General features: G+C 63.6%; 11 protein-coding genes. 7 read left to right on the forward strand and 4 right to left on the reverse strand.

Features of this window, described 5'->3' with window-relative positions; all coding sequences use genetic code 11:
- Positions 1 to 3: 3 nt before the first annotated feature.
- The 7 genes from treZ to LOY45_RS14840 all read left to right on the forward strand — a co-directional run bounded on the left by treZ (position 4) and on the right by LOY45_RS14840 (position 11400).
- Positions 4 to 1782 carry a malto-oligosyltrehalose trehalohydrolase gene (gene treZ, locus LOY45_RS14810; protein WP_258577912.1) on the forward strand — a complete coding sequence of 593 codons (1779 nt, stop codon included), beginning with the start codon at positions 4 to 6 and terminating at the stop codon, positions 1780 to 1782.
- On the forward strand, positions 1775 to 3847 hold the full coding sequence (gene malQ / locus LOY45_RS14815; RefSeq protein ID WP_134065164.1) for a 4-alpha-glucanotransferase: 2073 nt from the start codon (positions 1775 to 1777) through the stop codon (positions 3845 to 3847). The genes treZ and malQ overlap by 8 nt, the downstream gene beginning before the upstream one ends.
- Entirely contained in the window at positions 3844 to 6609 is a 2766-nt protein-coding gene (locus LOY45_RS14820; protein ID WP_115086892.1) for a malto-oligosyltrehalose synthase, read from the forward strand. Before malQ ends, LOY45_RS14820 begins: the two co-directional genes overlap by 4 nt.
- Positions 6610 to 6627: 18 nt before the next feature.
- Positions 6628 to 6879, forward strand: a complete 252-nt coding sequence (locus LOY45_RS14825; protein ID WP_134065168.1) for a DUF2934 domain-containing protein — start codon at positions 6628 to 6630, stop codon at positions 6877 to 6879.
- A 119-nt stretch (positions 6880 to 6998) separates the two neighbouring features.
- Positions 6999 to 9161 (forward strand): glycogen debranching protein GlgX, encoded by a 2163-nt coding sequence (gene glgX, locus LOY45_RS14830; protein WP_258577913.1) that lies wholly within the window; start codon positions 6999 to 7001, stop codon positions 9159 to 9161.
- A 64-nt stretch (positions 9162 to 9225) separates the two neighbouring features.
- Positions 9226 to 10020: an endonuclease/exonuclease/phosphatase family protein gene (locus LOY45_RS14835; RefSeq protein ID WP_115086895.1), complete on the forward strand. Its 795-nt coding sequence runs from the start codon at positions 9226 to 9228 to the stop codon at positions 10018 to 10020.
- Positions 10021 to 10329: 309 nt separating this feature from the next.
- On the forward strand, positions 10330 to 11400 hold the full coding sequence (locus LOY45_RS14840) for an autotransporter domain-containing protein (protein ID WP_115086896.1): 1071 nt from the start codon (positions 10330 to 10332) through the stop codon (positions 11398 to 11400).
- Positions 11401 to 11410: 10 nt separating this feature from the next.
- Here the strand turns inward: LOY45_RS14840 and LOY45_RS14845 are convergent, their stop codons facing one another.
- The 4 genes from LOY45_RS14845 to LOY45_RS14860 all read right to left on the reverse strand — a co-directional run bounded on the left by LOY45_RS14845 (position 11411) and on the right by LOY45_RS14860 (position 23915).
- The gene (locus LOY45_RS14845; protein WP_258577914.1) at positions 11411 to 16276 is read right to left on the reverse strand and encodes a hypothetical protein; all 4866 of its coding nucleotides are present in this window, start codon (positions 16274 to 16276) and stop codon (positions 11411 to 11413) included.
- 78 nt (positions 16277 to 16354) lie between these two features.
- Positions 16355 to 18565 (reverse strand): 1,4-alpha-glucan branching protein GlgB, encoded by a 2211-nt coding sequence (glgB, locus tag LOY45_RS14850; RefSeq protein WP_134065174.1) that lies wholly within the window; start codon positions 18563 to 18565, stop codon positions 16355 to 16357.
- The gene (gene treS, locus LOY45_RS14855; RefSeq protein ID WP_258577915.1) at positions 18566 to 21877 is read right to left on the reverse strand and encodes a maltose alpha-D-glucosyltransferase; all 3312 of its coding nucleotides are present in this window, start codon (positions 21875 to 21877) and stop codon (positions 18566 to 18568) included.
- Between the two features lie 13 nt (positions 21878 to 21890).
- Positions 21891 to 23915 (reverse strand): alpha-1,4-glucan--maltose-1-phosphate maltosyltransferase, encoded by a 2025-nt coding sequence (locus LOY45_RS14860; protein WP_233674543.1) that lies wholly within the window; start codon positions 23913 to 23915, stop codon positions 21891 to 21893.
- Positions 23916 to 23996: the final 81 nt, after the last annotated feature.

A 23996-nucleotide genomic window follows, 5' to 3' on the forward strand; every position in this document is an offset into this window, starting at 1 on the left:
GGTATGCCCTTGAGGTCACAGGAACAAGCGACCCACGGGGCCGCGATGCTGGACAGTAGCAGCGCCCGGTTTGCCCTCTGGGCACCGGACGCGCAACGGGTTGAAGTCGAGTTCGAAGCGGGCCCGCGTGAACCTTTGCAGGCACAGGCCGACGGCTGGTTCGTCGGCCGCCTCGCCTGCAAGGCCGGTAGCCGGTACCGCTACCGGATTGACGCTGAGCAGACGGTCGCCGACCCGGCATCGCGCTACCAGCCCGAAGGCGTGCACGGCCCCAGCGAGCTGGTGGACCAGGCGGCCTACCGCTGGCAACATCCGAACTGGCACGGCCGCCCCTGGCACGAAGCGGTCATCTATGAGCTGCACGTCGGCCTGTGCGGCGGCTATACCGGGGTCATCGAGCGCTTGCCGGCCCTGGCCGAGCTGGGTATTACCGCGATCGAACTGATGCCGATCGGGCAGCTCCCCGGGAATCGCAACTGGGGCTATGACGGCGTGCTGCCATTCGCCCCGCAGCACAGCTATGGCACCCCGGACCAGCTGCGCCAACTGATTGACCAGGCGCACGGGCATGGCCTGATGATCGTGCTGGATGTGGTCTACAACCACTTCGGCCCGGATGGCAATTACCTCGGCCGCTACGCCAGCGGGTTTTTCCGTGAGGATCGCCAGACCCCCTGGGGCGCGGCGATCGATTTTCGCCGCCGCCAGGTGCGCGATTTCTTTATCGAGAACGCCCTGATGTGGCTGCAGGACTACCGCGTCGATGGCTTGCGCCTGGACGCCGTGCATGCCATCGACGATCCGGACTTTCTCGCCGAACTGGCGCGCCGGGTGCGCAGCCAGATCACCCCGGGGCGTCAGGTATGGCTGAACCTTGAGAACGAACACAACCAGGCGCACCTGCTTGAACAGGGCTTCGATGCGCAGTGGAACGACGACGGTCACAACGCCCTGCACGTGCTGCTCACCGGCGAACAGGAGGCGTATTACGCCGACTACAGCGAGTCGACCATCGAGAAGCTGGCGCGCTGCCTGAGCCAGGGCTTTGTCTTCCAGGGCCAACCCGACCGCAACGGCCGTCCCCGCGGCGAGCCCAGCGGGCACTTGCCGCCCACAGCCTTCGTGCTGTTCCTGCAGAACCACGACCAGATCGGCAACCGCGCGTTCGGTGAGCGCCTGAACCAGCTGTGTCCGCCACAGGCCTTGCGGGCAGCCACCACCCTGTTGTTGATGTCGCCGATGATCCCGCTGTTGTTCATGGGCGATGAATGGGGCTGCGAGCAACCTTTCGTATTTTTCACCGACCATCACGACGAACTTGCCGACGCCGTGCGCGAAGGGCGACGGGCCGAATTTGCCGGCTTTGCCGCCTTCCAGGACGCAGCCACCCGGGCACGCATTCCCGACCCCAACGCCATCAATACCTTTAACGCCTCACGGCCACGCCCGCCTGAATCGCGCCAGCGACCCTGGCTACAGTTCTACCGGCAGCTGCTGGCTCTGCGCGCCCGGCACATCGTCCCGCACCTGCCGGGTATCCATGCCCTCGGCGCACATGTACTGGGGCCACAGGCCCTGAGTGTGCGCTGGCAATTACAGCAGGGTGGCGAGCTGCGTATCGACCTGAACCTGGGCCCGACTGCGCAACTTGCCGATCTTCCCGATGGCCCTTCGCGGCTGTTCACCTGCAGCCAGGCCAGTGTCGGCACTACACAACTACCGCCTTACACCACCCTGGTCAGCCTGACGCCGACCACCCCAGCGGAGCCTGCCCATGACTGACCCACGCTTGCAGCAACTGGCCGAACTGGCAGGCCTGGCAGTGGACTGGATCGACGCCAATGGCCGTGCCCAGCGAGTCAACGACCCGGCGCTGCAACGGGTTCTGGCAGGGCTTGGCCACCCGGCAGGCAGCGCTGAAGCGATCGAAGTCAGCATCCAGGCCCTGCTCAGCGCCCACGATGCCCGCCACCTGCCGCCGCTGTTGACGGTCGACCAGGACCTGGCACTTGAGCTGTCCGGCTATTTCCCTGCCGCGATGGATTGCCGGGTGCAGCTTGAGGATGGCAGCGAACAGTTGCTGCAATTGGACGCTCAGGCCAGGCTTCCCGCCGGGTTGCCCATCGGCTATCACCAGGTGCAAATCGACCGGCAGCACTTTACCCTGGCCGTAGCACCGGCACGCTGCTACAGCATTGCCGATGCCCTCGACACACCGACGCCGCGCTGCTGGGGCCTGAGTGCCCAGCTGTACAGCCTGCGTCGCCCCGACGACGGTGGCTATGGTGACTGCCTGGCCCTCGAAGCGCTGGTACGCAGCGCCGCCGAGCGCGGTGCCGATGCCCTGGCGATCAGCCCCCTGCACGCCATGTTCGCCAGCGACACCCAGCGCTACAGCCCTTACTCGCCGTCCAGCCGGCTGTTTCTCAACAGCCTCTATGCCAGCCCCGCGGCGCTGCTCGGTGATCGCGCCGTGCGCATGGCCATTGAAGCCTGTCAGTTGCATGGCCCACTGGAGCAGCTTGAACAGCTGCCGCTGATCGACTGGCCCCAGGCAGCGTCGTTCCGCCAGCGCCTGCTGCGGGCGCTGTATCGCGACTTTATCGCCGCCGAGCACCCGTTGTTCGCCGATTTCGACAGCTATCGCCAGCACGCAGGTCCCGCCCTTGAACGTCATTGCCGTTTCGAGGTGCTGCTGGAACACGCGCTCAAGCGCGATATCGGCCAGGACTGGCGCGACTGGCCCGCCGCCTGGCACGACCCGCACAGCCCGGAGGTGAGTGCGTTCGCCCGCCAGCACAGCGAAGAGGTGGAGTTTCACGCCTTTTGCCAATGGTTGATCGAACGCAGCCTGCAGCGCGCCCAGGATGCGGCACGCAGCAATGGCATGAGCATCGGCCTGATCGCCGATCTGGCGGTGGGGGCCGACGGCGCCGGCAGCCAGGCCTGGAGCCGCCAGGACGAGCTGCTGGCCGGCCTCAACGTCGGTGCCCCGCCCGACATCCTCAATCGCGCCGGGCAGAACTGGGGCATCTGCGCGTTCTCGCCCGAAGGTCTGCGGCGCAACGGCTACCGCGCCTTTATCGAAATGCTGCGGGCCAACTTCGCCCATGCTGGCGGCTTGCGCATCGACCACGTGATGGGCCTGCAACGCCTGTGGCTGATTCCCCAAGGCGCCACCCCGGCCGAAGGCGCCTATTTGCATTACCCGCTCGATGATCTGCTGCGCCTGCTGAGCCTTGAGTCGGTGCGCCACCAGGCCATCGTCCTCGGCGAAGACCTGGGCACCGTGCCCGACGGCCTGCGCGAAAAGCTCGCCGCACGGGCGATCCTTGGTATGCGCGTACTGTTGTTCGAACAGGACCCGCCCGGCCATTTCAAACCCATCCTCGACTGGCCCGACAGTGCCCTGGCCACCACCAGCACCCATGACTTGCCGCCGTTGGCCGGCTGGCTGCAGGCGCGCGATATCGACTGGAACCAGCGCCTGACCCTGATCGACGGCATCACCGAACGCCACTGGCGCGAAACGCGCCAACACGAACGCCAGGGCCTGCGGCGGATCCTTGAGCAGAACTACGGCCAGCCCCTGCAAGACAGCGACGCCCTGATCGATGCCAGCATCCGCTACCTCGGCCATACCCGCGCGCCGCTGGTGCTGGTGCCGCTGGAAGACCTGCTGGGCATCGACGAGCAACCCAACCTGCCGGGCACCACCGACAGCCACCCGAACTGGCGCCGGCGTTTTGCCCTGACCGCTACCGGCCTGCTCGACGACGAGGACGCGGCGCGGCGCCTGGAGCTGCTGGCGCAAGCCCGCGAACAAGCCTGGGAGCGTGACCGATGAAAGCCCTGACGGCGACCCTGCGCCTGCAGTTTCATGCCGACTTCAGCCTCGACGATGCCGTGCCTCTGGTGCCCTACTTCGCCCGCTTAGGTATCAGCCACCTGTACGCCTCGCCGCTGCTGCGCGCCCGCCCCGGCTCGCGTCATGGCTACGATGTGGTCGACCCCGGCCAGGTCAGCCCGGAGCTGGGCGGCGAAGCGGCGCTGGAGCGGCTGGTGGCAGCGCTACGCCTGCATGGCATGGGGCTGATCCTCGACATGGTCTCCAACCATATGGCTGTCGGCAGCGACAATCCCTGGTGGCAGGACCTGCTGGCCTGGGGCCGGCGCAGCCGTTATGCCGAATTCTTCGACATCCAGTGGCACTCGCCGGACCCGTTGCTCGAAGGCCAGCTGTTGCTGCCGTTTTTGGCCAGTGACTACGGTGCGGTGCTACAGGCCGGAGAAATCCCCCTGCGGTTCGATGCCGCTACGGGCCAGTTTCATATCCAGCACCACGAACACCGTTTTCCGATCTGCCCCGCAGATTATGGGGTGATTCTCACCAACGGCGGCGCCGCCCTGCAGGAGCTGGGTACACGCTTGAGTGGTTTGCGCAGCGGTGCCGATGCGCCGCTGCGGGCCAGGCCACTGCTGGCTGAGCTGGCAGCAGTGGCCCGGCAGCAGCCTCTGGACGATGTGTTCACTGCGTTCGACAGTCGTACGCCTGAAGGCTTCAAGCGCCTGCACGCCCTGCTCGAACGCCAGCCCTATCGCCTGGCCAGCTGGCGCACCGCCGGCGACGATATCAACTGGCGACGCTTCTTCGACGTCAATGAGCTGGGCGGCCTGCGGGTGGAGCGTGCGGCGGTGTTCGAGGCCACCCACAGCAAGGTGTTCGAGCTGATCGGCCGCGGCCTGGTCGACGGCCTGCGGGTTGACCACATTGACGGTCTGGCCGACCCCCGTGGCTACTGCCGCAAGCTGCGCCGCCGGGTGGACGGGCTGCTGGCCCAGCGCCCGCTTGAGGCGGCGCTGGAGCACTTTCCGATTTTTGTCGAGAAGATCCTCGGTGCCGACGAGCAGTTGCACCGCGACTGGCAAGTCGACGGCACCACCGGCTACGAATTCATGAACCAGGTCTCGCTGTTGCAGCACGACCCGGACGGCGAAGGCGAACTGGCAGCGCTGTGGAGCGCGGTGAGCGACCGCCCGGAGTTTACCGAGGAAGTGCGCCTGGCTCGCCAGCAGATCCTCAGCGCCAGCCTGGCCGGCGATTTCGAATCGGTGTCCCAGGCATTGTTGCAGGTTGCCCGTGACGACCTGATGAGCCGCGACCTGACCTTCGGCGCCATTCGCCGTGCCCTGCAGGCACTGATCGAGCACTATCCGGTGTACCGCACCTACATCAATGCTTGCGGCCGTCCCGCAGAAGACGAAGCGTTCTTCCAGCAGGCCATGCGCGGTGCCCGCCAGTGCCTGAGCGAGGCCGACTGGCCGGTGCTCGATTACCTGCAACGTTGGCTCGGTGGTGAACCCTGGTGCCGCTTGCCGCCAGGACGCCCGCGCAAGCACCTGCGCCATGCCTGCGTACGCTTTCAGCAGCTGACTTCACCCACGGCCGCCAAGGCCGTGGAAGACACCGCCTTCTACCGCTCGGCGCTGCTGCTGTCGCGTAACGATGTCGGCTTTGATGCCGAGCGTTTCAGTGCGCCGATCGAAGACTTCCATCAGCATTGTCTTGTGCGCCTGGAGCAGTTCCCGGACAACCTGCTGGCCACCGCCACCCATGACCACAAACGCGGTGAAGACACCCGTGCGCGCCTGGCGGTGCTCAGCGAACGCAGCAGCTGGTTTGCCAGCCGGGTCGAACACTGGCGTGAACTTGCCAGTCCCTTGCGCAGCACGCTGGCCGACGGCGAGGCACCGGGCGCCGCTGATGAACTGCTGCTGTACCAGACCCTGCTCGGGAGTTGGCCGCTGGACCTGGACGAGAACGATCCGACGGCGCTCGAAGCCTATGCCCAACGCTTGTGCCAGTGGCAGCGCAAGGCCCTGCGCGAGGCCAAGTTGCGCAGCAGCTGGAGCGCACCCAACGAGGCCTATGAGCGGGCTTGCCTGGACTTCATCGACACCCTGTTGCTGGAGCGCGCCAGCCAGCAGTTGCGGCACTCACTGGCCGAGGCGGCGCAGGCGATCGCTTGCCCGGGCGCCCTCAACAGCCTGGCGCAGTGCCTGCTGCGCATGACCGCGCCAGGCGTGCCCGACCTGTACCAGGGCAACGAATTCTGGGATTTCAGCCTGGTCGACCCCGACAACCGCCGCCCGGTGGATTTTGCCAGCCGCCGTCAGGCGCTGGTGGACGGCACCACAACGGCGCAGCGGCTGCAGGACTGGCGCAGCGGCCGGATCAAACAGGCGCTGATCAACCAGGTGCTGGAGTGGCGTCAACAATACCCGCAGCTGTTCCTGCGCGGTCAGTACCTGCCGCTCGAAGTGCGCGGCAGACACGCCGACCGGGTCCTGGCGTTTGCCCGCGTGACGGCTGGCGAGCGCGCCATTGTCGTCGTGCCGCGCCTGGCCTGGGGCTTGCTTGCACAGTCCCCGATCCCCCTGATCCCGGCACAGAACTGGGACGATACCCGGCTGATCCTGCCGTTTGCCTTGTCGCCTGCCACTTGCTCGGGACTTTTTGCCACGGGCGCAGTCACAGCCTCAAAGGAGCTGTGGCTGAGCACTGCACTCAAGGAGTTTCCGGTCAATCTGTTCGTTGAACATACTTAAGTCCTCAGGAGCGTAGAGATGAGTGTCGAAGAAAAACGTATCCGTGAATTCGCCTATCAGATCTGGGAGTCGGAAGGTAAGCCCGAAGGCCAGGAAGAGCGGCACTGGGCGATGGCGCGCAAGCTCGCCGAAGCCGAAGCGCTGGCACCCAAGGTGACGCCACGCAAGCCAGCCAAGGCGCCGGCGGCCAGCACCAGCAAGGCCAAACCGGCCAGCGCGGCGGCGGCGCCGAAAAAGCCCAGGGCAGCCAAGAAGCCACCGGTGGCTTAAGCCGTTGAAAGCATCGCTGGCAAGCCAGCTCCCACAGGGGCTGCTTGCACCGAATCCTGTGGGAGCCGGCTTGCCGGCGATGGGCTGCAGAGCAGTCCCAGCCTCATCAAGGAGCACAAATGACCATCCGCAAAGCCAAGCCTACCGCCGAAGTTCACCTCGAACCCTCGCGCATCCGCGAAGGCCTGCCCTTCCCCCTGGGGGCTACCTGGGATGGGCTGGGGGTCAACTTCGCGCTGTTCTCGGCCAACGCCACCAAGGTCGAGCTGTGCCTGTTCGATGCCAGCGGCGAGGTCGAGCTCGAACGTATCGAGCTGCCGGAATACACCGATGAGATCTTCCACGGCTACCTGCCCGACGCCCACCCCGGGCAAATCTACGGCTACCGGGTACACGGCCCGTACGCCCCGGAAAACGGCCACCGCTTCAATCCCAACAAGCTGCTGATCGACCCCTACGCCAAGCAACTGGTCGGTAGCCTGAAATGGTCCGAAGCACTGTTCGGCTACACCATCGGCCACCCCGATGGCGACCTCAGCTTCGATGAGCGCGACAGCGCGCCGTTCGTACCCAAGTGCAAGGTCATCGATCCGGCCTACACCTGGGGCCGCGACCAGCGCGTGGGCATCCCCTGGGAGCGCACCATCCTCTACGAAGCCCATGTGCGCGGCATCAGCATGCGCCACCCGGCGGTGCCGGAGGCCAACCGCGGTACCTTTGCCGGGCTGATGTGCGACGAGTTGCTCGGCCATATCAAGCAGCTCGGGGTATCGTCGATCGAGCTGCTGCCGATTCATGCCTTCGTCAACGACCAGCACCTGCTGCAAAAAGGCCTGAACAATTACTGGGGCTATAACAGCATTGCGTTTTTTGCCCCACACCCGCGCTACCTGGCCAATGGCAAGATCGCCGAGTTCAAGGAGATGGTCGCGCACCTGCATGACGCCGGCCTCGAGGTGATTCTCGACGTGGTCTACAACCACACTGCCGAGGGCAACGAGCTAGGACCGACCCTGTCCATGCGCGGCATCGACAACTCGTCCTATTACCGCCTGATGCCCGACGACAAACGCTTTTACATCAACGATTCCGGCACCGGTAACACCCTCGACCTCAGCCACCCCTGCGTGCTGCAACTGGTTACCGACTCGCTGCGTTACTGGGCCGGCGAGATGCACGTGGACGGTTTCCGCTTCGACCTGGCGACCATTCTCGGGCGTTATCACGAGGGCTTTGACGAACGTCACAGCTTCCTCGTCGCCTGTCGTCAGGACCCGTTGCTCAGCCAGGTCAAACTGATCGCCGAACCCTGGGACTGCGGCCCGGGAGGTTATCAGGTGGGCAACTTCGCCCCCGGCTGGGCGGAATGGAATGACCGCTTTCGCGATACCGTGCGGGCCTTCTGGAAAGGCGACGAAGGGCAACTGGCCGACTTCTCCGCGCGCATGACCGCCTCCGGCGAGCTGTTCAACCGCCGCGGGCGCAGGCCCTATGCTTCGGTCAACTTCATCACCGCCCACGACGGGTTCACCCTGCGTGACCTGGTGTCGTACAACGACAAGCACAACCTGGACAACGACGAAGACAACCAGGATGGCAGCAACAACAACCTGTCCTGGAACCATGGCGTCGAAGGCCCCACCGACGACCCCGGGATCAAGGCCCTGCGCCTGCGCCAGATGCGCAACTTCTTCGCCACCCTGCTGCTGGCCCAGGGTACGCCGATGATCGTCGCTGGCGACGAGTTCAGCCGTACCCAGCACGGCAACAACAATGCCTACTGCCAGGACAGCGAAATCGGCTGGGTCAACTGGGAACTGGATGACGATGGCGCGGCGCTGCTCAAGTTCGTCAAGCGCCTGACCAAGCTGCGCCTGGCCTATCCGGTGCTGCGCCGCTCGCGTTTTCTGGTCGGTGACTACAATGAGGCGATCGGGGTCAAGGACGTCACCTGGCTGGCGCCGGACGCCAGCGAGATGAGCGTCGAGCAATGGCAAGACGCCCACGGGCGCTGCCTGGGCATGCTGATGGATGGCCGTGCCCAGGTCAGCGGTATTCTGCGCCCCGGCGCCGATGCCACCTTGCTGCTGATCGTCAACGCTCATCACGAAGCGGTCGCCTTCACCCTGCCCGAGGTGCCGGAGGGCGAATACTGGAACTGCCTGATCGACACCGACCGACCACAATTGCGCAAAGGCGAGCATCATGACTTTGGCAGCGAGTTTCAGGTCAGCGGGCGCTCGCTGCTGTTGCTCGAGCTGTACCGCGACGACGATGCCTGAATGCCGGGGAACTGGAGGTTCCCCGGCAAGTCCGATGCTATAGATTTGTCGACTAGGAGTAACCGTGAGCGTCGAATCGGACACCAGCAACACCGCCACTGCCCGCCAGGCTGCTGCGATCAAGCGCCTGCGGGTACTGACCGTCAATACCCACAAGGGCTTTACCGCCTTCAACCGCCGCTTCATCCTCCCCGAACTGCGTGAAGCGGTGCGCAGTACCCGCGCCGACATCGTCTTCCTCCAGGAAGTGCTCGGTTCCCACGACCGCCATGCCGCGCGCTACGCCGGCTGGCCGCAGACCTCGCAGTACGAATTCCTGGCCGATAGCATGTGGAGCGATTTCGCCTACGGGCGTAATGCCGTGTACCCGGACGGCCATCACGGCAATGCGCTGTTGTCCAAGTACCCGATCATCGAACACCGCAACCTTGATGTCTCGATTACCGGCCCCGAGCGCCGCGGGCTGCTGCACTGCGTGCTGGACGTGCCCGGGCAGAGCGAGGTGCACGCCATTTGCGTGCACCTGTCGTTGCTCGAAAGTCATCGGCAAAAACAGCTGCAACTGCTGCGGCGGCTGCTGGACTCGCTGCCGGCCGACGCCCCGGTGATCATCGCGGGTGACTTCAACGACTGGAAACTGCGCGGCAATCGCACCCTGAACCTGCACCGCGACCTGCACGAAGCCTTCGAGCGCCATCACGGCCTGCTCGCACGAACCTACCCTGCCCGCCTGCCACTGCTGCGTCTGGACCGCATTTACCTGCGCAATGCCAACAGCCATGCCCCGCAAATCCTCGGCAACAAGCCCTGGAGTCACCTCTCCGATCATCTGCCATTGGCGGTGGAAGTGCAGCTTTAGCAATGATTCGGCATAGCCGCGACCCTGGAAAGAGCGGTTGCGGCTATCAGATATATATTTTTGTTTGATTTCAGCCTATTGGCGCTTCCAATAGCTTGATAACGGTTGTTTCACGCTTTCTTGACGCACGCCCCGTCCTCTCCTTAGCTAGAAGTAATGCAGCAACTGCAGACTCCATTCCGAACCTCTAGCTCGCGCTTTTCAGCGCGTGACAGGGAGCGGTTTGCTGGTTTGGGTCGCCCTCTGGTTATGCCTTACAGCCGTGACATCAGGCCAGACCTTGGCTGTTAAACACAGAGGAGATCCGCCATGAAAAAAACTCCAAATCCTACGGGCTTTGAGTATGTTTTCTATGCGGTTTCCACGTCGCTGCTCTTGGCAACCCCGTTGGAAACCCATGCATTGGGCCTGGAGGATAACGACCCGTTGATTAATCTTGTGCAAGCCCAGCCTGTACTCTCGCTGACCCCGGTCAGCGCCAGCGGCTTGGGCCTCGGTGCCCTTGGCGCCTTTTCCGAGCGCCTGGCCGAGCGCAACGCCCCGGCCGCCACCGACAGCATCGCCAGCCAGTGGGCGCAGTTTTTCCCGACGCCGGTGCGTACCCCGGGCCCGGAAATCGATCAACTCGATACCCCGAACCAGAGCCTGCAGATCAGCCCGGACCTGTTCATTCGTGAAACAGCCGGCGGCAATACTCACCGTGCCGGTTTCTTCGTCGGCCACAGCACCCTGCAAAGCGGTTTTGACGGCCTGCGCAGACCCCAGGTCGGTGACCAGAAGACCGTCGTCAACCTCGACGGTGAAAGCCTGGGTGTGTACTGGAGCATGACCCACGACCAGGGCTGGCACCTGGATGCAGTGGCCATGGGTACACGCTTCGATATCAATGGCCGCAGCGAAACCGGCCAGCGCCTGGACGGCAACGGCCATGCCCTGACGCTGTCGATCGAAGGCGGCTACCCCATCAGCCTGGGTAGCAACTGGACCCTGGAGCCGCAAGCGCAGTTGATCAACCAGCAGTACTTTCCGGGCAGCCAGAGCCAGACTGACACCCAGGAAGCGTTCGACCAGCAACCGAACTGGACCGGGCGGGTCGGTGCCAGGTTGTCGGCACGCTACAACGTGCACGGCATGCCGATCGAGCCGTTCGTACGTACCAACGTCTGGTATGACTTCACCAACGCTGAAACCGTGAGCCTGGGCCAGGTCGACAAGATCAGTAGCGGACGCAACTCCGCCACCGTCGAGTTGGGGTTGGGCCTGGTGGCGCGGGTAACGCCGAAGGTCGCGCTGTTTGTCAGTGCCGATTACAGCAGCGATGTGGACGACAATGACTTGAATGGCTTGATCGGCAACCTGGGGATCAGGGTGCGCTGGTAAAGGCGCGCTATTACCAGCGCGTGCGACTGTACAGCGCCGGTGCCGCACCCAGGTCCTTGACCGTCAGGCCCTGATTCAGCGGCACCGCCTGCATGGCCGCCGGGTCTATGACCTCGACGCGAAAGTGTGGCAGCGACTCAGGCACAGCAAGCCCATAAGCACTGAGCATGGGTCTTTGGGAAAAGTAGTGCTTAAGTACCGAGCTGTAACCCGACAAGGAATCGGCCGAGATCAGGCCGATGTTGGGGTCATAGAAGTGGAATACCGAGCGCCCTTGTTCCTGACGCACGGCCATCAGCATGGAATGGTTGGGGGTATTGATCTGCAGATAGGCGTTGTGTCGCTCATCCGCCAGGCGTTTGATGACTGCCTCCAGCTCAAGGTTGCCTGGCAGGGTCCTCACTGCAGACCCACCGCTACCGTGCAGCACCCCAAGCGCTTTGCTGAACAGAACCGCTTCGCTGCTCTGGGCATCCGCCGCCACCAGATACATCCTGTCCATCAGCGCGTGTTCGCTGCCCCCTTCCAGTGCTACAGCCATGGTGCGTGCCAATGGCAGACAGCGGCCGTTGTCCGGGCGGGTCACCAGGATTTGCGGCGCCGGCCGGTAACTCCTCGCCCCATGCAGACGCAGCTTTCTGCCATGAGCTCCGGCACGGGCGAAGGCTTGCTGCCAGTGCTGCTCAAGCTCCAAGCGATTGATCCTGCCTGCCAGTGCGCCAAGTTGATGAGGTGTGAGGTTCGAATCGGGACGTATGAACAGCCGTTTCAAATGCACCAGATCACGCCGGGCGCGCAGATCCACACCGGGGACGGTAAGCATTCCGTAATCCCGCAGTCCCTGTTGAAACTCCGTCTTCTTGTTGCTGAGGTTTTGCCAGTCCTTGCACAGCTTGGCGTAACGTTGCTCCACCTGCTTTGCCGGCATGAGCTCGTGACGGGCAAAATTCCCTCCCCCGAGCAGCTCTTCTGTTCGTACCCATTCACGCCCCGACTCGACTTTGTAGAAATCCGGAGCCATCAACAAGACGGACCGTTCCTGATACGCAGTGGCTGCCGTGCTGCGTGCCAACCGCGCCGACGTCCTGGCACTGGGTAGATCGACGAAATCCTGGTATTTCATCAGCCGGTTGCCGCCAGCCTGTTGAAAGCGGGCCGCCCAGACCGGCTCGGGGACAACCATCGGCTCCAGGTCCAGGCGGGTGCGCCGGGCAGCCATCAGGTCGAAAGCCATGTGACCGTGCTCCGGGTGACGACCTACCAACAGGAAATGGCTGCTACTGGCCTTGTTGACCTTGTCCCAGCTGTGCACCACCCTGACCTTGATATCGAAGAAGCCGTGCTTTGCCATGTAGGCTCTGACTGTTCGCAAAAGCGGGCCAGGGCGTTGCTTGCCGGTGGCGAGCAAGCGCGAGACTTTCGGATACTTGCGCAAATCGGCGAGGAAGCCCTGCTCAAGCAATGTTTGCGACTCACTGATTCTGGCTGCTTGTGCACTGCGCAGTTCCTCGGCCCTGAATTCGGGCGCAGCGTGCTCGACAACAATCCGTACGTCGCGGCCGTCCGCCAGCTTGCCCGCCTGTCGCTCGAACCTCAGCAACCGAGCATCCGCCAGGTTCAGCTCATGCCAGCCTTTGACCGATTCACCCAAGGTGAGCGCACTGTTATCGAGGCTGATGACCTTACCCTCGCCCAGGCTCAAACCCGCCTGCAGCACCTTGTTGCTGTCCTTTGCCAATACCACTACGCGGTAACCGGCTGGCAAGCGCTTGATGTCATCCAGGCAATAAAGCTGTTGACCGCTCCCCCCCAGAAACCCCTCGACAGTATCGGCCCCGGGCAGGCTCACCAGCCGTTGCAGCGTCTGCGCATCAATCACCCCGGCGCGTTGCTGCAGATGCAGAACGCCTTCCAGCGGGCCGGCAGCGTCACTGATGGCAGCCGGCACCAAATTCAGTTGCGCCAGCATCAGCGCACGCTGGCGGGGCGACAGGCTGATCAACAGGTCCAGCGACTTGCTGTAGCCTTCGGTTAGCGAAGATGAACGAATCAGCGCGACCAGGTTGCGCACGTCGGCGGCCAAGTGCGCCGCTGCCGACACCGCGCGAGCCACAGGCCTGGCCAGGACCGCCAGATCGCCAGCGCCGACGAAAACCAACGTCAGCTTGCCCAGGGCAATATCCGCCTGGGCCTGGCGGTAGACATCGCCCCGATCAGCAACGTCCAGCATCCGCTCATCGAAGTACAGAGTGCCCGCCGCCAGTGCCACGTCCATCGAGGCAAGTGCCATCGGCATCGCCAAGCCTTCGAATGGCACCATTACCACCATCGAGACCAAGGTCGTGCCGAACTGCATCAGGCGTTCTGCAGCCTGCGTCCAGCGTTGCTGATTCTCTTCCTGGGCAGTGAAGACCGCGCTATTGAGGTTGCTTTTGATCATCTCCAGATCAGCCGCAAGCAACTGTGGCATGACCTCACCACCGCCAAAGGTCAACTGCGATTGATAAAAAGTCACATCGGTCAGCCTGAGCGAGCGCTTGGCGATAATGGCGGTGCGCTCGATCACGCCGTTGTCAAAATCCGACAGATGCGAGCGGATGAACCGCTCCAGGGCAACCGAGGTATCGTCGGCCACCCACGGATATACACTGCCAGTGGTCAGTGAAACCAGAAAGCCGCCAGCGTGGTCTCTCACCGCCAGTAGATTGGGTACAACCTTGTCCGTGACCTTTACCACCTCGGCAACCAGATCACCCGACACCCAACGATCAAGAACATGGCGCAAGGGGCCATTGGTGCTGGCCAGCAGTCGTGTCATTACGCCATTGAAACGGTGATGGGCAAAGCTCTGGTATTGCTGCTTGAACGCGTCATCACTCGCCAACTGGATAAAGTCCTCCATCACCGCGGCCTGCACGCGAGTACGCAGTTGAGCATCGAGGACCAGTGGCAGCAGCGGCGCGGGTAGCCCAGGTGAGGCTGACGGCAATTGATCGACGTAGTTTACGAGGTTGCGTTGATGCTCACCCAAGGCTACCTGACGGACGCTGAACACTTCCTTGCGTGAATGACTGGCGCTGCCCAGGAAAGTCACCGGCGTTTTCGGCTGAAAGGACAGCGTCTGGTTCAGCAGCGCCAGGTTGATGGACCGCGGATCCATACCTGCTGCCTGCGCATCCTGCTGCAAACAGCGGATGATGGTCTCGTCGATATGCTGCGCCTGGCCGAGGACCAGCCCCGTGGTTTGGGAAGTGTCCAGCGCGGGAGCCGCCACAGTGCCAGTGTCTTTCGGCTGCGGCTGCTTCAAGCCCTGCAGTTGTCGGTAGCGCTCGCTGATGGTGAACGCAGCCTTGAGCGCCTCGCGCTGCAACTTTTCTGCCTTAAGCGATAGCACGGCTTTTACCGTGACCAGCCCCAACAGGTCAGGAACCGCTTGCTTGGCATAGGCGGGCGCTGCTGCGGCGCGCTTGCGTAGCCGCGTGGCCTGACGCTCCAATTGCTGATTGTGCTTTTGCAAGCGCTGGATATCCGCTAGCAATTGGGCCTGAGACGTCGAGGTGGGGGCTTCGCGTGCTTGTCGCCTTTTGCCTTGTGCCTCAACCAGCGGCACCTGCCAAGGCTCCGAACGCCAGGGCAGTTGGACCGCCGGTTGAGTATATTCCTCTGCTGCGACGAATGATCCTGCTGAGGAATACGCGACTGCCGAATCCTTTGCTTGGGTGACGACACGCTCGCTGCCATCCTGCTCGCGAACAACCTGGGTAAGCTGCTTCAAATTCAAAGGGGGCTTGCCGGCATAGTATTTTTCACCCGGTATAAAGCCTGGCGCACCCCAGCCCACCAGTAACTCAAGCCCTGCCCCCAAGAGCGTCGGCTTCAGGCTCAGGTCGGGTCTGGACTGTTCCTTTTCGCGGGTATCGCGCAACCAGTCCCAGGGATTGATGCGCTCCAGCAGCTCATTGCCCGTCATGTTCGGGGCGCGCTGTGCGAACTGGCTTCTGAGGTTGTCGACAACGACTTCAAGATCCAGATCGGCCAGCTTCCCGTCAAGTGCCTGCAGCAGGATGTGCAACTGAGCATCGTCGAGCCCGGGCAGTTTCCTGGCGAGCGTCAACACCAGCGCCTCGCGGGTGTCCCGCTGTGACTGGTTACCCAACTGCACCGCTGCCGCCATCGGCAACCCCAGATACCAGGCACCAAGCACCACCGGCAAGCCAAAGGCACCGAACACCCCGAAGCTGGCGGGGATTGCAGCCAGGACGCTAGCGCGCATCACCAGGCTTGCCGGGTTGAGCGGCGCGCCTTGCGGGTTCACCTCCTCAACCGCGGGGTGCGCCTGCGCCCAGATCCGTGCCATCAGCGGATCCGCCATCAGTACCCGCTCGGCCAATTCATTGCGCAGCTCTGCTACTTGCTGATCAGTGATCAACTGCGGATCACAGTCGTTGACCATGGCTACCACCACCTTGAAGAAAGCATCGCCCTCAAGGTCGAGTGAACGGTATTCACCGCGGCTTACTGCACCGATACGCGTAGGCTCCAGCCTGATCCTGGCAGCCTGCTCCAACTGCACAGCGTCCAGTTGTCCAGGCTCCAGCAGGCAAGCCGGATCGGTAATGTCGACCCCGTACAGCACCTGGCCATCCACACCCTCGAGCACCAGGGTGTTGCATTCGAGCACACCACTGGCCACCAGTAGCCCCGGTAGCAGGGTCATGGCAATGTTTTCTTCAACCGCGGCCGTGCGCAGGGCCTGGGCAACACGTTGCAGGTTCGTACCGGGCAGATTCGCAACCGCCGCCTGCCGTTGTTCGCTGACAAGGTACTCGGTCGGTGTGTACTGACGGTTGAGTGGTGGGTTAGAGACCAAGGGCATGGCTGCGCTTCCATGAAAAACCGGAAGCGCAGTAGACACCGATACCCTGCCCCGGGCTTGTACAGAACGCTCAAGCCGTCATTGCGGGCGCAAAATCAACACCCCCAGCGGCGGCAGGTTCAACCCCAGCGACAACGGCTGGCCATGGCTGGACAACGCCTGGCTGGCCACTTCACCGAGGTTGCCGTAATTGGACCCGGCATAACCCTCGGCATCGCTGTTGAACACCTCGACCCAGCGCTCGCCAAACGGCACACCGATGCGATAACCCTCGCGCGGCACCGGGGTGAAGTTGGCCACCACCAGCAACGGCTCGCCGCCAGCGCTCCAGCGCAGCCAGGCATAGACACTGTTGTGCGCATCATCGCCGATCAGCCACTGAAAGCCTTGCGGCAGGCAGTCCTGCTCGTGCAGGGCCCGCTCGTCGCGGTACAAACGGTTGAGGTCGCTGACCAGGCGCTGCACGCCCAGGTGCTCGGGGTACTTGAGCAGGTACCAGTCCAGTTCGCTGTCATGGTTCCACTCGCGCCACTGGCCGAACTCGCAGCCCATGAACAGCAGCTTCTTGCCCGGATGGGTCCACATGAAGGTCAGGTAGGCGCGCAGGTTGGCGAACTTCTGCCAGCGATCGCCAGGCATCTTGTCGATCAGAGAGTGCTTGCCGTGCACCACCTCGTCATGGGAAATCGGCAGGATGAAATGCTCGGAATAGGCATAGATCAGGCCGAAGCTCATCTCGTTGTGGTGATAGGTGCGGTGGATCGGGTCGTTCTGGATGTAGTGCAGGGTGTCGTGCATCCAGCCCATGTTCCACTTGTAGGCAAAGCCCAGGCCGCCCTGCTGGGTCGGCTGGCTGACGCCCGGCCAGGCCGTGGACTCTTCGGCGATCACCAGGGCACCGGGGGCTTCCAGCGCCACCACGTCGTTAAGGTGACGCAAGAAGTCGATGGCTTCCAGATTCTCGCGGCCGCCGTGGCGGTTGGGCACCCACTCCCCGGCCTTGCGTGAATAGTCGCGGTAGAGCATCGACGCCACGGCATCGACACGCAGGCCGTCGATATGGAAATGCTTGAGCCAGTGCAGCGCCGAGGCCAGCATGAAACCGTGCACTTCGGTGCGGCCAAGGTTGTAGATCAGCGTGTCCCAGTCCTGGTGGAAACCCTCCAGCGGGTTGTCGTACTCGTACAAGGCGGTGCCGTCGAAGCGCGCCAGGCCGTGGGTGTCGGTCGGAAAATGCGCCGGCACCCAGTCGAGAATCACCCCGATGCTCGCCTGATGGCAGGCATCGATGAACGCGGCAAAGTCTTCGGCGCTGCCGTAGCGCGCGGTCGGCGCGAACATCGACAATGGCTGGTAACCCCAGGAGCCGCCAAAGGGATGCTCCATGATCGGCATCAGCTCGATATGGGTGAAGCCCAGTTGCTGGATATACGGCACCAGGCGCTCGGCCAGTTCGCGCCAGTTGTAGAAGCGTGCCACTTCACCGTTGTCGTCCAACTCGCACTGCCAGGAGCCGGCGTGCAGTTCGTAGATAGACAGCGGCGCGCTGGTGACCTGGCGTTCCCCGCGCTGCTGCATCCAAGCCTGATCCTGCCAGTCATGGGCCAGGGGGCCGGCGACCCTCGAGGCGGTGCTCGGCGGCAACTCGGTGGCACGGGCCAGCGGGTCGGCCTTGAGCGGCAGGATGCCTTCGCGCCCGAGCACTTCGTATTTGTAGGCTTCGCCAGCCTGCAGGCGCGGCACGAACAGCTCCCAGACCCCGGACGGATGGCGCAGGCGCAGGGGATGACGGCGCCCGTCCCAGTTGTTGAAATCGCCCACCACCGAGACCCGCCGCGCATTCGGCGCCCACACCGAAAAGCGCACGCCGTCGACACCTTCGACCGTCACCGGTTGCGCCCCCATGGCACCGGACAGGTCTCGATGATTGCCCTCGGCGAACAAGTACAGGTCCATGTCGCCGAGCAGTGGCCCGAAGCTGTACGGATCTTCAGTGATCTGCTCACCGCCCGCCCAGTTGATCTGCAACAGGTACGGCTGCGGCTCCCGCAGATGAGTGATGAACAACCCCGGTACCGGGCCCTGCTCCAGCTCTGCCAATACGCGACTGCCGTCGCGAGCCAACACCCGCACGTTCAGGGCATTGGGCAGATAGGCGCGGACAAACTGGCCACCAGCACCATCCGGGTGCGGGCCGAGCACCGCGAACGGGTCGGTGTGTTCGGCTCTTACCAGGGCATCGATATCGCGCTGCCCCAGTCCTCCTTCCTCGCGCTTGCGTTGAATCATTTACTGCTCTCCCCAGGTACTGATCAGACCATGCAGGCCCTGCAAAGGCACGGCCAGCCAATTCGGACGGTTCTCGGCTTCGTAGAGGATTTCGTAGGCGGCCTTCTCGAGACTGAACAACGCCAGCGCCGCCTGCTCGCCGTCGCCATGCTCCCAGGCATGGGGCATGGCCGCACTGGCCAGACCATAAGCCTCGACAAAAGCATGCCGGGCCTGGTGCAGGTAACGCCGGGCGACGCGTTGACGTGCCTGGCGGGCAGCCTCGGAAAGGTCGACAGCGGAAGCACTGCGCAGCACCATCGCTGCAGCATAGTCGAAGGAACGCAGCACGCCGCTGACGTCCTTGTACGGGCTGTGCTTGGCCCGGCGCTCATCGAGTGGCCGCGCCGGTTCACCCTCGAAATCGATCAGGTAGGCATCGCCCTGAACCACCAGCACCTGGCCCAGGTGCAGGTCACCATGCACGCGCATCAACAGCCCACCCACCGCTTGCTTGCTGAGTTCGGCAATGTGCTTGAGCAAGCTCTTGCGCTGCTGTTGCAGATCGTCGATCAGGGCCTGGCTGTCGCTGTCGAGGCTGGCACGGTGTTCCAGCAGCAGGTCCAGGGCGCGGGTCAGCTGGGCACCGACCTGTTTGTTCCAGGCCTGGCTGTCGCGGCGGGTGCTGGCCCGCGACTGGAACGCAGGGTCGGCGCTGGGCGCGGCCAGCAGCAGGTGCATCTCGCCCAGGCGCTGGCCGAGCAAGGCGGCGAAGTCGGCCAGATCCTGCAGGGCATCGGTGTGCACATCCTGGTCTTTGCTCGAAGGCTCCATCTCGTCGCGAATGGCCCGTTCCAGGTTGTTCTGAGTCCAGTCCCAGGCGTCGCCCTGGTTGCTCAGGTAGCCCTGCGCGATCATCAGCAGATGCGGCTGGGCCTGGGCGTCCACGCGGCTGACCCAGCCCAGCAGCGGCGAGATATTGGCAAAACCGGCGGTGGTCAGGTAGGCGCTCATTTCCAGTTCCGGGTGCACCCCGGGGTTGACCCGGCGGATCAGCTTGAGCACCAGGCTGGCGCCGACCACCACCGAACTGTTGGACTGCTCGGCGCTCAGGTAGCGGACTACCGCGTCGTCCCCCAGGTTCAGCGCCGCCAGCTGCCCGGTGGCCTCAAAACGCAGCTCACCCTCGCTGCAGGGCAGACGCAAGCCGTCCCGGCAGCCGCTGAGCACGGCGCGCACGAAGCTCTCCAGGACGAAGCCATCGGTGATCAAGCCCACCTGACGACCGCGACGGACCCGGGCCAGGGCCAGTTGCTGCGGCGCCGGGCTGTTGATGTGCTCTTCGGCGATCAAGCCGAATGGCAATTGATAGCGGCTGCTCTGGCCACCGCCCTGCACTTCGATCTCGCTGAGCAGCACCGGGCTGGTCGCGGCGCCAAAGCGCACGCCATAGATGATCTGCACCTGTTCGATGCGGGTTTCCTTGCCGGCGAACCAGCGGCGCTTGGGCAGGTACTGGGGCAGGATGCCGTCTTGCAAGGTGACCCGTGACGGCGCTTCCAGCAGCTCTTCCATGCGTTTTTTCAGCACCAGGGTGGTGAACTCCGGCAGGCTCTGGGCCGGTTCCACATGCCAACTGGGCATCTGGTCCTTGTCGGCCAGCAGGAACCAGTAAAAACCATAGGGCGGCAGGGTCAGCAGGAACGGCAACTGGCCGATTGGCGGGAAGGCACTGCCACCGAGCATTTCCACCGGCACCTTGTCGGCGTACTGCTGCAGCTCAAGCTCCGCCGCCTGCGCAGCGCGCGATACGTTGGCGACGCAGAGGATGATCTCGCTCTTGCCATCAGGGCCGGTGTACTCACGGACATAGGCGAGGATCCGCCGGTTGCTCGGCGTGAGCATCTTCAGGGTGCCGCGGCCAAAGGCCTTCTGCTGCTTTCGGACCGCCAGCAGGCGCCGGTTCCAGTTCAGCAGCGAGTGCGGGTCATGGGCCTGAGCTTCGACGTTGACCGCCTGGAAGCCGTACAGCGGGTCCATGATCGGCGGCAGCACCAGGCGCGCAGGGTCGGCACGGGAGAAACCACCGTTGCGGTCGATCGACCACTGCATTGGCGTGCGTACGCCATCGCGGTCGCCCAGGTAGATGTTGTCGCCCATGCCGATCTCGTCGCCGTAATACAAGGTCGGCGTGCCGGGCATCGACAGCAGCAGGCTGCACAGCAGCTCGACCCGCCGCCGGTCCCGTTGCAGCAACGGCGCCAGACGCCGGCGAATGCCGAGGTTGATCCGCGCGCGGCGGTCCTCGGCGTAGTAGTTCCACAGGTAATCGCGCTCGCGATCAGTGACCATTTCCAGGGTCAGCTCATCATGGTTGCGCAAGAAGATCGCCCACTGGCAGTTGGCCGGAATCTCCGGGGTCTGGCGCAGGATGTCGGTGATCGGGAAGCGGTCTTCCTGGGCCACGGCCATGTACATGCGCGGCATCAGCGGGAAGTGAAAGGCCATGTGGCATTCGTCGCCCTGCCCTTCGCCAAAATACAGCTGGGTGTCTTCCGGCCACTGGTTGGCCTCGGCCAGGAGCATGCGGTCGGGGTAGTTGGCGTCGATTTCGGCGCGGATCTTCTTCAGCACCTGATGGGTTTCGGGCAGGTTCTCGTTGTTGGTGCCGTCACGCTCGATCAGGTACGGGATGGCGTCCAGGCGCAGGCCGTCGACGCCCAGGTCGAGCCAGTAGCGCATGACCCCGAGCACCGCCTTGAGCACTTGCGGGTTGTCGAAGTTGAGGTCCGGCTGGTGCGAGTAGAAACGGTGCCAGAAGTACTGGCCGGCCACCGGGTCCCAGGTCCAGTTGGATTTCTCGGTGTCGAGGAAGATGATCCGCGTACCGTCGTACTTCTGGTCGCTGTCGGACCACACATAAAAGTCCCGGGCCTTGCTCCCCGGCTTGGCGCGCCGGGCCTTCTGGAACCACGGGTGCTGGTCGGAGGTGTGGTTGATGACCAGCTCGGTGATTACTCGCAGGCCGCGTTTGTGCGCCTCGGCAATGAAGCGTTTGACGTCGGCCAGGGTGCCGTAGTCGGGGTGCACCGCCTTGTACTCGGCGATGTCGTAGCCATCGTCGCGGCGAGGCGAAGGGTAGAACGGCAGCAGCCACAGGGTGTTGACCCCAAGCTCGGCGATGTAGTCGAGCTTGGCGATCAGGCCGGGAAAGTCACCGATGCCGTCGTTGTTGGAATCGAAGAAGGACTTGACGTGTACCTGGTAGATGATCGCGTCTTTGTACCACAGTGGATCATCGATAAAGGCGGCTGGGCGGGCGCGCTTGGCCATGCTCGACTCCTTTCTAGAGGGCTTTTTCGATACGCCAGATAGCAAACGGCAGGTGCCAGGGCTCGATGCGCATCCATTGGGTCTTGCCGTGCCAGGTCCAGCGATGGCCGCTCATCAGGTCTTCGCCGAGGGTGTCGGCAGTGTCGTCCAGCCCCAGCTCCCACAGCGGCAGTTCGAAATGCGCCTCCTGGGCGTTGTGCGGATCGAGGCTGACGGCGACGAGGATGAAGTTGTCGCGCTCGGCGGTGCGTTTGCCGAAGTACAGGATGTTGTCGTTCCAGGCGTGATAAAAAGCCACGCCCAGGTGGGTTTGCAACGCAGGGTTCTGCCGACGGATACGATTGAGCTGGGCGATTTCGGCAATGATGTTGCCGGGCTGGGTAAAGTCCCGCGGGCGGATCTCGTACTTCTCGGAATCGAGGTATTCCTCCTTGCCCGGCACCGGCGTCGCCTCGCACAGCTCGAAGCCCGAGTACATGCCCCACAGGCCCGAGCCCATGGTCGCCAGGGCGGCGCGGATGAGAAACCCGGCGCGCCCGGACTCATGCAGAAAGTACGGGTTGATGTCCGGTGTATTGACGAAGAAGTTCGGCCGGTAGCAGTAGCGCCAGGGTGGCTGGTTGAGCTCTTCGAAGTAGCTTTGCAGCTCGGCCTTGGTGTTGCGCCAGGTGAAGTAGCTGTAGCTCTGGGAATAACCGACCTTGCCCAGGCGCGCCATCATCGCAGGCTTGGTGAAGGCTTCGGCGAGGAAGATCACCTCCGGGTACTGGCTGCGGACATTGGCGATCAGCCAGTGCCAGAACGGCAAGGGTTTGGTGTGCGGGTTATCGACCCGAAAACTCTTGACCCCCTCCTTGACCCAACCCACCACCACGTCGCGCAGGGCCAGCCACAACGCCGGTACCGCATCGGCGGCGTAGAAGTCGACATTGACGATGTCCTGGTATTTTTTCGGCGGATTCTCGGCATAGCGAATGCTGCCGTCCGGGCGCCAGGAAAACCAGCCCGGGTGCTCCTTGAGCCAGGGGTGGTCCTGGGAACACTGAATGGCAAAATCCAGGGCGATTTCCAGGCCATGCTCGGCAGCGGCAGCCACCAGCCGGCGAAAATCCTCGCGGCTGCCCAGTTGCGGATGAATCGCCTCGTGCCCGCCTTCGGCACCGCCGATGGCATAGGGGCTGCCGGGGTCATCCGGCTCGGCCTGCAAGGCATTGTTGCGGCCCTTGCGGTGGCGCACGCCGATGGGGTGGATGGGCGGGAAGTACAAAACGTCAAAGCCCATGTCACGGATCATCGGCAGGCGTTCGTGCACGTCATTGAAGGTGCCGTGGCGCTCAGGGTCGTCGGTGACCGAACGGGGAAACAGCTCGTACCAGCTGGCAAACTGCGCCTGGATACGCTCGACATCCAGCGGGTATTCGGGGCTGCGGCTGAGGTAGGTGCGGTGCTCGGCTTCGGCCATCAGCAGCGCAGTGTCCGGATGCAGCAGCAAGGCCACCTGCTCGTCGGCGGACAGGCCCGGCAGGTGCCGGTGCAAGGCCTGCAACTGGTCGCGCAACGGCCCGTTGCTGCGGCCGATATTGTTTTCGATCAGCAGTTGCCCCTCCTGCAGCTCCAAGGGCACCGCGACGCCGGCGTTGAACTTCTTCTCCAGGTCATGGCAATAGGTGGCGAACGGGTCGATCCAGGCCTCGATGCTGAACAGGTGGCGACCCTGCTCGCTGACGGTGAATTCGGCCTGCCACAGGTCGTTGCCGGCAAACTGCATCGGCAGGCAATGCCAGCGCCGGCTGTGGGCCTGGCGCCAGTTGAGCATCACCACCAGGGCGTCATGGCCATCGGCATAGACCTTGCTGCTGACCTGCACCGGCTCGCCCACCACCGCCTTGACCGCAAACAGCCCGCCATCGAGCACCGGCAAGGTGTTCTCGATCACGATCCGCGGTTCGAGCAAGGCCTGGGACAGGCTCAGGGCCTGGTCCGGGTGGTCGTTTGCCGGGGTCATGCGGTCGGTTTCGAAGGGCTCATCGCGGGTCATCGAACGTTGCTCCGTTATGAAGTGGCACTAAAGGTTCAGAGCGGGGGCGCGGCCCGGGGTTCAAAAAAAATGAGCGATTGG

The organism is Pseudomonas wadenswilerensis (assembly GCF_024749185.1).
Lineage (GTDB): Bacteria > Pseudomonadota > Gammaproteobacteria > Pseudomonadales > Pseudomonadaceae > Aquipseudomonas > Aquipseudomonas wadenswilerensis.